Below are 12561 nucleotides of genomic sequence, written 5' to 3'. Positions count from 1 at the left end.
CGCCGACGGCCACCCCACGATGACGAGCGAGCCCGCCGGCTACATAAAGACCGCTTCACGATCGGCGGCCTCCAGGACACCGTGTTCTCCGACCACACCGTGGAAGTCGTCCACCTCAGCCGCCGCGGCTTGCACCGCTCCCCCAACGACATCGCCTGGCGGTCCTTCGTCGCTGCCGTGACCGAGGAGACGGACATCGTCGACGAGTCATCCACTCGCGCCGCGATCACCGAGACCCGCGCGACAGAGCGGCCACGAAGCCGACACCGTGTTCACGACGACCCGGCGGACTTGATGGCCGCCGGGGTCGTTTCATCCCGTCCCATCGACAACCAGCACGGCACCTTGAGGCACATCACCAGCGTCGCTCAACGGCCGGCCCGTACGAGCCGGCCCCCCATGCGATCGGGGGGACGCCTCCGAACCTGCATGTCGGCCAATCCGCAAGGGTGAGGGCCGGTGGGCGGCCTTCACCGTTGCGGCCGGTAGTAGTCGTCGATGGGGATGCGCGCCTCGTCGAACAGGGCAGGGCCGTCCTGGGCCACCGTCGGCCACGCGCCTGACTCCGGGTTGAGTCGCACGAGTTGCTCGGAGGAGAGCGCGTAGACGACACGTCCGAGTCCGGAGCGGACGATGCCACCGGCGCATATGCCGCATGACGCTGCCGTATCGCGGACCTGACCGGTTCTGTCGTAAGACTCAGACTTCCTGACGAAAGATCGAGCGGCCCTTGCGTTGCGGTACGTCGGCGGAGGCACATGGCACGCAGACTCGGTGCGGGCGCCGCAGGCCCGACGGGGGCCTGCGCCGTGAGCGCGATGCCGACGGCCCCCGCCGGCTCCCCCGAGTCCTCCGTCAACTTCCACGTCGCCCACCCCGCGTCCCGCCGGCCCCGCAGGGCCGCACGCGTCGAGGAGCGGGGCGAGAGCCACCCCCGACCGGTCGTGCCACTTCCGACGCGGCCGGCGCGTCGCGCCTGTAGCCACGCCATGCCGGGCTCGACGCTTGGGGCCCCAACGGTGCTTACCACGCGGATGGCCAAGCTCTCCGGCCGGGCGCCGCCAACTGCGCGCCTGCCTGGCCGAAGGGGCCAACCGGACTCGGCCTGCGGATCATGGGACAAGGCAGGGCCGGACCGAGGCGAGGGCCGACCAGAGCCCAAGGGCGCGTATCGAAAGTATTTTCCAGGGAGCGTTAGGCTGCTCGGCTACGGTACGAGCATGGTGAATTTCGTGCTGGTTGCAGGTGCACGGCTCGGGGCGTGGGCGTGGGACGAGGTGGCGCCGTATCTGCGTGCGGCTGGCCACGGCGTTTACCCGTTGACACTGTCCGGCCTTGCTGACAAGCGGGGCGTCCCGGCGGGGCAAGCGACTCACGTCCAGGACATCGTTTCCGAGGTGGAACGCCGGGGCCTGCGGGACGTAGTCCTGGTAGGTCACAGCTACTCGGGCATTCCAGTCGGTCAGGCCGCGGAGCGGATCGGGGACCGGCTGACCCGCGCGGTATTCGTGGACTCCAATGTTCCAACTGACGGCGAGTCGTTTGTCTCCGCCTGGCCGGACGGCGGAGCGGCGGTAAAGGCAAAGATCGCCGAAAATGGGGGGGTTCTGGCCGCTCGCGCCGGCTTCTCACTACGATGGCGAGGGTCTCACTGATGAGCAGATCGCACGCCTCGTCCGCGGCTCGACGCCTCACCCAGGCGCCACGCTGACCGAGCCCGCCGTGCTGGCGAGGCCGCTCAGTGAACTTCCCGCGACTTACATCCTGTGTGTGCCCGCGGGGACCGAGCCCGAAAACGCCGAGCCCGACAAAGACGTAGCCGTGCTGTTGGACAGCAAGCACTGGCGGCTGATCAAGATGGACACCGGGCATTGGCCGATGTTCTCCCAGCCGCGCGAGCTGGCACGGATTCTCCTCGATGATGCCGTGGAGTGACAGATCTTCCGCGCTCCGGGTTCCTTCTGGACGCGCCTCATGTGCGCTGGTCACCGCCATTCGTCGATAGCCGTTATGAGGCGGTCGCCCCATAGCGGACCGCTGGTTTGACGGGACGCCTGGCGATGGCACGGTGCCTCTTGAGGCGGTTGATCGCGCGCTCGACCGCGCGGCGCTCGCGGTAGTCGACCAGATCGAACTTCGGCGGCCGACCGCCGCGAGACCGCGCTGCTTGCGGTGACGCGCTTGGTCGGCTTTGTCCGGGATGGTGCAGCAGATCCCCCGGCGACGCAGGTAAGCGCGGTTCTTGCCGGGGGGTATACGCCTCATCAGCACGCACCCGATCGGGACGGACACGCGGCCGGCCCGCCCCAATGCGGGGCACGCCGATCTTCCTGAGCACGGGTTCGAACTGCGGCGAGTCGCCGCGCCGCCCGGCCGTCACCACGATCGACATGCGCTTCCGGCCCTGCTCGAATGGACTGGAGCCGGATGAAGATCCTGTGCCAGGTACCGTTCCGCCGCCATAGGCGGAACAGGTCGTGGATCCGGCCTCAGGGCCCGTACGCAGTGGGCACATCCCGCCACGGAACGCCCGTGCGGACCCGGAACCGTATACCGTTGATCAACTTCCGCCGGGGCCAGGCAGGCGGCCGTCCCGCCTTCGCTCCCTTCGGTGGCAACGGTGCCAACGCCGACCACTGTTCGTCAGTAAGATCACCCCGCCCCACGGATGAAGATCATTCATTGCGACGGATCCACTTCCGATACAGGCCCAAATCGGGTTGACCGCCCCCGGCAGGCAGTGCTGGAGTCGGCGCGTGGACAGCATCCCCGCCAACCGGCGGCTCTGGAACCGGATCAGCAACGCCTACCAGCACAAGCACGACCCGCGAATCGGCGCCGCACCCCGATTGTGGGGCATGTACTCCATCCCCGACGCGCACCTGCACGCCCTGGGCGACGTCACCGGCAAGCGCGTCCTCGAACTCGGCTGCGGCGCCGGCCAGTGGTCCAGGGTGCTCGCCGCCGAGGGCGCAACCGTGGTCGGGCTCGACCTGTCCGAAGCCCAACTCGCTGCCGCGGCACTCACGATGGGCGCGGCGCGCTACCCGCTAGTGCAAGGGGCCGCCGAACAACTCCCCTTCGTCGCCGAGAGCTTCGACCTGGTCTTCTGCGACTTCGGTGGGCTCAGCTGGGCGCCCCCTCACCTGGCCGTCCCAGAGGCCGCACGCGTCTTGGGCCGAGGCGGGCGCTTGGTGTTCAACGTCGCCAGCCCATGGTTCGAAGCTTGCTACGACGAAGCCACCGGCCGCGTGACCACGACGCTGCAGCAGGACTACTTCGGGCTGAACACCATCGCCGAAGACGACGGCGCGACCAGCTATCAGCTCACCTACGGCGACTGGGTCAAGGCTCTGCGCGGCGCGGGTCTGATCATCGACGACCTCATCGAGCCGCGGCCCGGACTCGGAACACCCAACGGTTACAACGAAACCGACCCACCCGACTGGGCACACCGCTGGCCGGCAGAACTACTCTGGGTAGCCCACAAACCGTAAGGTCCGCCGCGCCGCGACGTGAAGGCACATCAACATGATCGGCCGGTCCTCGTTCCGGCCTCGCACTGCCCGGCCCTGCGGCCGCTGTGTGATTTGGACGCTACCGACGGCGAGTGAGGAGGGGCATCAGCATCTGGCAATGCGGTCGAGCCATTCCGTAAGCAGGCTGCGCTCGCTGGCACTCAGTGCGGAAGTCTGCGGGAGGACTGCGCGGAGGGCGACCGCAGCGCCGGCCGGCCCGGGCGGGGCCGGGGCGGGGGCGTCCGCGGTGATCGCGGCGATGACCGCCTCCCGCGCCAGGTCGGACACGGTGAGGTCTCGCCGGTCTTCTGGAGTGGCGAGCAACATGAGGACCGTGCCGCCGCCGACCGCGTGGACGAGTTGCGCGGCGCGTTCCTCATCGACCCGAAGCCTGCCCGCCTCGGCGATCCGGTGGATGTGGGCGGCGAGGACTTCGGCCGCGGCGAGTGCTGCCGGCGGAGTCGCGTCGGGGCGGGGCTCGCCGTACATGAGGGCGTACAGGGCCGGGTTGGCGAGGCCGAAGCCGATGTTGAGATCCCATCCGGCGCGCAGGTCCTCGACCGGGTCGCCACTGGGCTTGAGGTCGGTCTTTTCGTCCAGGTACGAGGCGAACCCGTGGGCGGCCACCGCGTCGAGCAGGCCCCGCTTGTCGCCGAAGAGCCGGTAGATGGTCGGAGCCTGGACGCCGGCCGCAGCGCTCACGGCCCGGGTCGACACCGCCTCGCGGCCGCTTTCGGCGAGGAGTCGGGCTGCGGCCGTGATGATTCGGGCACGGTGGCTGTCCGCAGAGGCAGAGCGATCGGTCTCCATGTTTCCAATGTTAACGGTATCTCGTTAGCGATTTTCGGTTCGGTGATAACGTATTTTCGTTATCAGTGGAAACGTCGTCGACGGGCAGCTTTCCGAAGGCGCACGTCACATCCTCGAAGCGATCCCTCCCGGAGGTTTCCGTGATCGTCATCACCGCCCCCACCGGCCAGATCGGCCACCAGACCCTTACCGGGCTCCTCGACAGCGGTCAGCCGATCCGCGTGATCGCCCGCGACCCCGCCCGGCTTTCCCCGCAGGTCCGCGGGCGAGTCGAGATCGTCCAGGGGTCACACGGCGACGGCGACGCTGTGGCCGAGGCGTTCGCAGGGGCCGACAGCGTGCTGTGGCTGGTGCCCCCGAACCCCCAGGCCGACAACATCGAGGACTACTACCTGGACCTCACCCGGCCGGCGTGCGACGCGATCAAGAGCCAAGGAGTCAAACGCGTCGTCGGGGTCTCCAGCTTGGGCCGTGCGTACGGCAAGCCCGCCGGGCTTCTGTCGCCCGCGTTCGCGGTGGACGAGCTGTTCGAGAGCACCGGCGTGAACTACCGTTCGCTGGTCATGCCGTTCTTCATGGAGAACCTGCTCGGCCAGATCGAGGCGATCAAGAGCCAGGGGATGTTCCTCCTGGCAAACTCCGCGGACCGCCCCCTCGCGACCGTCGCCACCCGCGACATCGCCGCAGCGGCTGCCGACCTGCTGCTCGACGACTCCTGGAGTGGACAGGGCAGCGTCCCGGTGATCGGCCCCGACGCGTTGTCCCCCAACGGCATGGCCGACATCTTGTCCGAGGTCCTGGAACGACCGGTCCGCTTCCAGCAGGTCAGCGGCGAGGCATACAAGACGACGATGCTGCGGTACGGGATGACCGACGGATTCGCCCAGGGACTGGTCGACATGGCCACAGCCCAGAACGACGGCATCTACGACGCCGAACAGCGCACCCTGCAGACCGCCGGTCCTACCGGCTTCCGCCAGTGGTGCCAGGAAGTACTCAAGCCGGCCCTGACGGCCTGACTCCGGCTGCCGGGTGACGTAGACGTCATCCCATTTGGTGAGTCTTCGGTAGCAGTTGAGGGTGCAGGCGATGCTGGCGCCGGCCTCCTGCTCGCGCAGGAACTGCGGAGGATGCGACGCTTGTAGGTTCTACTGGCCTGTGTCATCTGCCGAGCTCTGATTCGGGTGTTCCTCGGACGTCTCACGCCATGTCATCTGCTGGAGACTCAGCTCCGTTCCATTGCCTCGCTGCTTCGGGTGGTTCCCTCGAAGCTGCGAGCCGCCTCCGACGCGTAGATAGAGACCGGGCGGACGGTCGCTCCAGGGCGATCTTCGCCCCAGGATTGTCCACCTTTCCGGCGGCCGTACTGGCGAAGATGGAACGCGGGAGCCGGGTCGAACATCTACTTGATCAACGAGCCCGGGACGGGCGCGCGCGACGTGACGGTGAGACCGGCGGAGCCGGGCGTGAACAGCAAGGTGGACGTGGATGAAGGCGGAAACGGTGGCGGGCGACGGAACGGGCGACACGCTTGCCCTGGCCTGGCGGGAGGGGGCCGACAGCGATGCCGAAGCCCTGGCCGGGCCGGAGGGGGACGACGCCGTCGAACCGGTCACCGCGCGGAAGCCGACCGGGGCGGAGCCGAGCTCCGGCACGGCTTCCGAGAGCGAGCCGGCCGCCGGGGAAGGGAAGGCCGAGTCTTCGTCCGCGGCTGCGGACGAGGACTCCGCAGTACGCAAGACCCCGGACGACAGGGGACCGCTGGACGCTGACACCGCTTCTGGGGCGCGCACCCCCGAGCGGGAGGCCCCGGCCAAGGCCGAAGCCGTGGACGCGGACACCGACGCCGACGCCGACACCGACACCGAAGAGGGCACCACTGCGGACGGGCACACGCGCCCGGCGCGGGCCGGCTCCCCCGGCCGGGAAGCCGTAGGCAAGACCGGGCCCGTAACCGCGGAGGCCCCCACGGGGGCACCCGCCCCCGGGAACGACGGGTCTCCTACCGCGCGGGCCGACGCCCGCGACGAGGAGATCCCGGCCGGTGTGGGCTCCGGTCCAGGGGCGGACGGCCGTGTGGAGGAGGAGGGCCGCGTCGCCCAGGCCGATGTGCCCGACCCTCAGGATGCCGACGCGGGAGCGCGGGGCGCCGATGGCGATACGTCCGCCACGGCCGATGGCGGCGCGAAGCGCGCGGATGCCCCGGAGGACACCGCGCCGGCGCGGCGCCCTTCGTGGGCGAAGGGGGACGGTCAGCCGGGGGAGGACGACACCTCGGCGCGCGCCGAGGCCAGGACCCGTGCGTCGGCCCTGGGCCGGAGCGCGCAGGACGGTCCGGCACAGGAGCAGGCCGATGAAGCGGAGGCAAGCACGGCCGCCGGCAAGGAGACCCCGGACCCGGCATCCGCCGGTGCGACCGGACCGCGGCGTAAGAGCGACGCACCGGCACGGCGCCCCTCGTGGGCGAAGGACGGCAGCAAGCCGGAGGAGGACGACACCCCGGCACACGTTGAAGCCGACGGAACAGCCGCCCCGGCGGGCGCGCGAGCCCCGGGCGACGAGGAGGCGGGCACCCCGCGTACCGACGGCGGCCGGGCCGGTATATCCGGGCCCGAGGGCGAGCCCCGGAAGGAGGGGGCCGACAAGAGGGCGGACGCCCGGCAGGCCTCCAGGGAATCTCGGGACAAAGCCGAGGCCGGCTCCCCATCCCCCGACCCTGAGGAGGTGGCCGAGCAGCCCGAGGACGGCCCCGCCGACCGGCAGGCGACGGACGGGGACGAGGCGCCCGCGCTGCGGAAGCGGAACGACGGGGGCGCCGACCTCGCCGCCGAGAAGCCGACCGGTGCCCGCGCGGCGGCGGCGCAGCCTCACGACCCCGAGCGCACCTGCGACTTCGGCGTGCGGAAGGCCCCCGACGCCGCCAAGCCCGCATCGCCGCCGGAGCCCGCGCCCGAACCGCCGGTCCTCGAACCCACCCGCGAGACCCCCCGCCCGCCCCTCGAACTGCTCGCCGAGCTCACCAACACCGCTCCCTCGCCGGAGACCCCGCGCCGCACCCTCGTGCGCCGCGTCAAGGTGTGGACCCCGATCGTGCTGCTGCTCGGCGCCGCCGTCGCGGGCGGTCAGATTCTGCGCCCGCTCCCCACCCCGCAACTCGTCGCCACGCAGGACTCGGTCACCCTGGACGGCACGACCGCCATCCCCTGGCCGGCCGAGGGCCAGGCGGCCGTCCGCATCCCGGGCTCCGGTGACATCGGCACGTTCGGCGAACAGAAGCCCGTGCCGACGGCCAGCGTGGCGAAGGTGATGACGGCGTACGTCATCCTCAGGAACCACCCGCTGCGCAAGAACCAACCCGGCCCCCGCATCGAGGTCGACGCCAAGGCGGTCGCCGAGGGCAACGCCGAACACGAGTCGAAGATCGAATGGCTCACCGCCGGGCAGAAGTTCAGCGAGCAGGACATGCTCGAGATGTTGATGCTCAAGTCCGCCAACAACATCGCCCGTCTGCTGGCCCGTTGGGACACCGGGAACGACGAGGCGGCCTTCGTCGCGAAGATGAACGCCGTCGCGAAGGAACTCGGGATGCGGGACACCACGTACACGGACCCCAGCGGTCTGAACTCCGGCACCGTCAGCACCGCCGTCGACCAGCTCAAGCTCGCCGAGGCGGTGATGCAGGAGGAGGCGTTCCGCGCGATCGTGGCGACGGCCCACGCCAAGATCGAGGGGCTGCCCGAGCAGATCGACAACAGCAACGACCTGCTCTCGGTCAAAGGTCTGCGCAACATCGGCATCAAGACGGGGTCCAGCACCCCGGCCGGCGGCACCCTGATGTGGGCCGCGGACCAGCCGGTCGGCGGCGACACCCCGCTGATCCTCGGCACGATGATGGACCAGCACGTGGACGGCCCGGACGAAGACGCCGGCGAAAGCCTGAAGCTGGTACTGAAGAACAGCCGCAAGGTCATCGAGGCGGTCCGCAAGGCCCTCGCCGCCGCTCCCGTGATCCACAAGGGTCAGACGGTCGGCTACGTCTCCGACGGGCTGGGCGGCCGGACCCCGCTCGTGGCGACGAAGGACCTCGCCGTGATCGGTGTTCCGGGCCAGCGGCTGCGTTTCACGCTCGGCACAACCGGCGGCAAGTCCGTACCGCACGAGGCCAAGGCGGGCACCGAGGTGGCCGTGCTGACGGTGGGCGACGGCCCCGGCTCGAAGACCGTCCCGGTGGCGGTCGGCACCCGGCTCGCCGAACCGTCGTTCGGCACCCGGGTGATCCGTCTCTCCTGACCGCGGTCCCCCGAGGTCCACAGTTGCGGAGCGCTGTGCTCCGCGACTGTGGACGGCAACGGCATAGGGCCGCGGCAGGATGCCCAGGTCACGGGCGGGGTCCGGAGGACCACCGGCCGGGTGGTGGAGAAGGGCGAGTTCCACGAGGCCTTCAAGGCGGTGGCGCTGCTCCGGCAGATGCGGTGGCTGGTCACCGTCGGGGCGCTCGGCAGCGCGCTGCCGGGAGTGCGCGTCACCGCCGACGGCGGCCACCACCCCACCGGTAACCGACCTATGCGAGACCCCCGCGGTGCACACCCAGGGCCGGGCGGCGGGCGCGGTTGTAGGCGGCCAGCAGGCGGGTCCGGTCCGCGTCGCCGAGGCGGCGGACCGCTTCGCGCAGGGTAACGCCGGAGATGCGGTCGACGCGGGATTCCACCCATGCCGTCACGAAGCCGCTGTGGCGGCGACCGGTCTCGCGCAGCACCCAGCCGATGGCCTTTCGAATGAAGAATTCGGGTTCCTCCAGCATGGCGTCCGCGTACCGGCCCAGGCGCCGCAGGTCGGGCTCGTCGGCGCGGATGCCGGGTAGCAAGGCGAGGAGAGCGGAACGGCGGAGCCAGAAGTCCGCGTCGACGGCCCAGCGGTCGAGGACGGTTCCGGCCGCTTCCTCGTTCCAGAGGGCGATCGCGCCGGCCGCGTGGACGGCGAGGGTGTCGACCAGGGCCCATGTGTGGGCCGTTCGCAGCATCGCTTCCACCGTCGCGAGGTCGGCGGGGGTCAGGAGGGGCGCGTGGTGGGTGAGGAGGTGGACGGACGCTTGCCGGCGTTCGTAGACGCTGCCGGTCCACAGTAGATCGGCCAGGATCAGAACGTCCGCTCGGGTGAGCGGTGGCAGGCTGCGGCCCGTGGCGTGGACGGCGCGCCGCAGGTCCGGGATGGGGACGCCGAGGTGGACGAGGTCGCTGTGGAGATAGTCGCGGTCCCGGGCGGCGCGCTGTGAGGTGCCGAGGCGGGCGAGCTGCTCGGTGAGCTGGTCGGCCGCCTCTGTGAGTCGGTGGCGGGGCAGACTCACGTGCGGGTTTCCAGGATGTGCTTGAGGGTGGCGAGTTCGGTGTCGACCAGTGCGACCTGTTGGTCGAAGTACGCATCGGTGAAGGCCGGCGGCTGGAAGAAGGTCATCATGAATTCGGAGCCGGCGCCGTTGGCCACGACACGGGCGGGGACCTGCCATGACGCCTGGTCCTCGACGTAGTCGTGGTCGAGGATCGAGAGTTCGGCATTGCCGCGGATACGCAGACGGGCGGGGCCGTGCGGGGTGGTCATCAGCCACCAGTCCGGCTCGTCGGTGGGCTCGATCGCCTTGACGTTGACGATCGCCCAAGCGGGCCAGTTGGCCGCGTCGGCGAGGAAGGCGAAGACGTCGGCGACGGGGCGCTCGATGGTGACGGTCTTGGTGACCGAGCGCGCGGTCGCGAGGGTGGTGCTCATGGTGGTGCCTCTCAGGAGGTTGGCGGTGTGGGGGGCTCCGGGTGGGCCTCGCCCGTCAGGTGGCGTATCCAGTCCTCCAGCTGTCGGCGCTGGACCGGGTCGAGGCCGGCGAAGAAGTGCGCGTCGTTGCGGTCTGCGATCTCGGCCAGCCGGGGGGCCAGGTCGCGGCCGGTCTCGGTGAGTGCCAGCCGTAGCGTTCGCCTGGACGCGGGGTCCGGTTCGCGGGTCATCAGCTCCTTGGCGACCAGTCGGTCGACCAGGCGGGAGACCGCTCCGGCGTCGATGCCGAGGTAGCGGGCCACCTCTCGGGTGGTGGTGGCGTCGCCCCGGTGCACTGTGATCAGCACCGACCACTGGGAGACGGTCACGTCGTGCTCGGCGAGTTCGCGTTCGAACCGGCCGTGGACTTCGTCGGAGAGTCGACGGAGCCAGTAGCCGAGGTGGTCGCGCAAGCCGCTGGTGGAAGTGGTCACACCTCCATCCTGAATGACCAGACAACTGTTGTCAAGACAACAATACTGCTCCGGGCGCACGACGACCACCAACCGCTTCGGACCGGCATCGCCCCAGCTTCCGCCCCTCCGTGATCGCCGGCGCGGGCTGAGACGTGACCAGCCCTGCGGCCCGGCGGCCTCGGGCCCGGACGCCCGCCTTGATCTCCTCGCTGCGCCACCGGACCGCGACCGAGGTCGCGACGGTGCTCGGACACGCCTCCCCCGCCGCCTTCCGCTACGCGTTCCCGCGCTTTCACGCTTCGACCCACATCGGCCCGTACCGTCTGATCGCCCGGGGGCCGTTCCGAGGGCGGGCGCACCGTTGCGGTGAAGGTCGTCCGGGCCGAGCACGCCGGGCATCCCGAGTTCCGCAGGCGCTTTGCCCGCGAAGTGGCCGCCGCCCGACGAGTGGGCGAGGAGTGGACGGCGGCGGTGCTCGACGCCGACCCGGACGCCGCCGTGCCGTGGGTGGCGACGCAGTACATCCCGGGACCGGACCTGCGCACAGTGGTCGCCGATGGCTTCAGGCCGCTGCCCGAGTATTCGGTGCGCACCCTCGCCAGCCGGCTCGCCGTCGCCCTGCGAGCCGTGCACGAGGCGGGCCTGATCCACCGTGACCTGAAGCCCTCCAACGTACTCGTCACCGTCGACGGCCCCCGCGTCATCGACTTCGGCATCGCCCGGGCGATGAACAGCCTCATCGGGGACAGCCTGCACACCCGCACCGGCATGCTCATCGGCTCCCCCGGCTTCATGTCTCCCGAGCAGGTCCGCGGCCGCGAACTCACCCCCGCCGGCGACGTCTTCTGCCTCGCTGCCGTCCTAGTCGGCGCCTCCACCGGACGGCTCCTGTTCGGCGCCGCCGACTCCGGACTGAACGCCCACCTCTTCCGGGTCGCCGAGGAGGAACCGGACCTCACCGGCGTTCCGCAGCCGCTGACCGGCCTCGTACGCGCCTGCCTGGAGAAGGATCCGGTCGCCCGTCCGACACCCCGGGAGATCGCCGACCGGACGTCGGTCGAACAGCCCGGGGAGTGGCTGCCGGGCACGGTACTGGCGCAACTGGGCCGCCGCGCAGCCAGGTTGCTGGACTGGGCCCCCGAGACACCCGCTGCGGAGCCCGGGGCGCAGCCGGACCCCCGCGTCCCCTCCGTGCCGCGCCGCCGCGGGCCGGTGGCCTCCCCGTCGCCCTCGCACGCGCCCGCGGCCCCGGCCGCGGCGCGGTCCGTCCCCGCGCAAAGCTTCGGACCGCCCCCGGCCAGCCTCCCCGACCCGGCGGCCCCGCACCCCAGGCGCTGGTGGGGCCTGGGCGTGATCGCCCTGACGCAACTGCTGGTACTGCTCGACGTGATGGGTTTCAACACCGCCCTGCCGACCATCCAGGCCGATATCGGCTTCGCCGACGGCGCTCTTCGTCAAGATTCGCTGCTGTTCCTGACGCTGCGGAAGTACTGGCGGCCAGGCTGCCGGACGTCGAGGACTCGGCGGTATCCCGGCAGACGGCAGGGGCCCTGGCCCGGATGGGTCCGGTGGCGGCGGCGCCCTGCGTGCGGTCCGCCACGGTGACCTGATGCCCTGCTCGGGTGAGGGCGGCGGCCAGGTTGCCGCCCACGCGGCCGTTTCCGAGAACTGCGATCGTGGTCAGGATGATCGGGTCTTTCCGCTCGTGCGGGTCGTGGTAGGCGATCAGCGGGAGAGCGTGGCGACGGCGTCGGTGTGGACGCCGGGGGCGGCGGCCAGGAAGCTGTCGCTCTGAGGGGTCCAGGGCCGGCCCTGGGCGTCGGAGATCCGTCCGCCGGCCTCGGTGACGAGCAGCGCCCCGGGCAGCAGGTCCGCGCGGGCGCCGGCGTACTGCCAGAAGGCGTCGATCCGGCCGGCGGCCACGTTCAACAGGTGCAGGGTCGCGGGCACGGCGACGCGGACGACGAGTGCGTCCAAGAGCATCGCGGTGATCGAGGAGCCGACGCGCCGCACGACTT

General features: G+C 70.7%; 9 protein-coding genes and 4 pseudogenes. 5 read left to right on the top strand and 8 right to left on the bottom strand.

The window, feature by feature from the left end; genetic code table 11:
- Nucleotides 1-470 precede the first annotated feature (470 nt).
- A pseudogene (locus E6R62_RS25755) lies at nt 471-656 on the bottom strand (nucleoside deaminase); the annotation flags it as partial.
- 564 nt (nt 657-1220) lie between these two features.
- Between E6R62_RS25755 and E6R62_RS25750 the strand changes: the two are divergent.
- Nucleotides 1221-1935 (top strand): annotated as a pseudogene (locus E6R62_RS25750) (alpha/beta fold hydrolase).
- 554 nt (nt 1936-2489) lie between these two features.
- On the opposite strand, the gene E6R62_RS41115 reads toward E6R62_RS25750, so the two are convergent.
- Nucleotides 2490-2666: a transposase gene (locus E6R62_RS41115; RefSeq protein ID WP_240801890.1), complete on the bottom strand. Its 177-nt coding sequence runs from the start codon at nt 2664-2666 to the stop codon at nt 2490-2492.
- Between the two features lie 90 nt (nt 2667-2756).
- Here E6R62_RS41115 and E6R62_RS25740 point away from each other — a divergent pair, with 90 nt between their 5' ends.
- Nucleotides 2757-3497 carry a class I SAM-dependent methyltransferase gene (locus tag E6R62_RS25740; RefSeq protein WP_136215912.1) on the top strand — a complete coding sequence of 247 codons (741 nt, stop codon included), beginning with the start codon at nt 2757-2759 and terminating at the stop codon, nt 3495-3497.
- Nucleotides 3498-3623: 126 nt separating this feature from the next.
- On the opposite strand, the gene E6R62_RS25735 is transcribed toward E6R62_RS25740, so the two are convergent.
- Nucleotides 3624-4328: a TetR/AcrR family transcriptional regulator gene (locus E6R62_RS25735; RefSeq protein WP_136215911.1), complete on the bottom strand. Its 705-nt coding sequence runs from the start codon at nt 4326-4328 to the stop codon at nt 3624-3626.
- Between the two features lie 140 nt (nt 4329-4468).
- Here E6R62_RS25735 and E6R62_RS25730 point away from each other — a divergent pair, with 140 nt between their 5' ends.
- Entirely contained in the window at nt 4469-5347 is an 879-nt protein-coding gene (locus E6R62_RS25730) for an NAD(P)H-binding protein (RefSeq protein WP_136215910.1), read from the top strand.
- A gap of 469 nt (nt 5348-5816) precedes the next feature.
- Nucleotides 5817-8618 (top strand): D-alanyl-D-alanine carboxypeptidase, encoded by a 2802-nt coding sequence (locus E6R62_RS41110; RefSeq protein ID WP_240801889.1) that lies wholly within the window; start codon nt 5817-5819, stop codon nt 8616-8618.
- Nucleotides 8619-8889: 271 nt separating this feature from the next.
- Here E6R62_RS41110 and E6R62_RS25720 read toward each other — a convergent pair whose 3' ends face one another.
- The 3 genes from E6R62_RS25720 to E6R62_RS25715 are packed head-to-tail and all read right to left on the bottom strand — an operon-like array spanning nt 8890 to nt 10561.
- Nucleotides 8890-9672 carry a DNA alkylation repair protein gene (locus E6R62_RS25720; RefSeq protein ID WP_168714183.1) on the bottom strand — a complete coding sequence of 261 codons (783 nt, stop codon included), beginning with the start codon at nt 9670-9672 and terminating at the stop codon, nt 8890-8892.
- Nucleotides 9669-10088 carry an SRPBCC family protein gene (locus E6R62_RS39775; protein WP_168714182.1) on the bottom strand — a complete coding sequence of 140 codons (420 nt, stop codon included), beginning with the start codon at nt 10086-10088 and terminating at the stop codon, nt 9669-9671. The genes E6R62_RS25720 and E6R62_RS39775 overlap by 4 nt, the downstream gene beginning before the upstream one ends.
- An 11-nt stretch (nt 10089-10099) precedes the next feature.
- On the bottom strand, nt 10100-10561 hold the full coding sequence (locus E6R62_RS25715) for a MarR family winged helix-turn-helix transcriptional regulator (RefSeq protein WP_168714181.1): 462 nt from the start codon (nt 10559-10561) through the stop codon (nt 10100-10102).
- 321 nt (nt 10562-10882) lie between these two features.
- Here E6R62_RS25715 and E6R62_RS40310 point away from each other — a divergent pair.
- A pseudogene (locus tag E6R62_RS40310) lies at nt 10883-11674 on the top strand (serine/threonine-protein kinase); the annotation flags it as partial.
- Between the two features lie 439 nt (nt 11675-12113).
- Here the strand turns inward: E6R62_RS40310 and E6R62_RS25705 are convergent.
- Together E6R62_RS25705 and E6R62_RS25700 are read right to left on the bottom strand one after the other, a co-directional pair.
- Nucleotides 12114-12227 (bottom strand): annotated as a pseudogene (locus tag E6R62_RS25705) (NAD(P)-binding domain-containing protein); the annotation flags it as partial.
- Between the two features lie 41 nt (nt 12228-12268).
- Nucleotides 12269-12561, bottom strand: a 293-nt coding sequence (locus E6R62_RS25700; protein WP_276615653.1) for an inositol monophosphatase family protein, incomplete at its 5' end; no start/stop codon positions are given.

This window comes from Streptomyces sp. A1136, assembly GCF_004795055.1.
Classification (GTDB): Bacteria; Actinomycetota; Actinomycetes; order Streptomycetales; family Streptomycetaceae; genus Streptomyces.
This window is presented reverse-complemented; position numbering and strand designations above follow the sequence as displayed.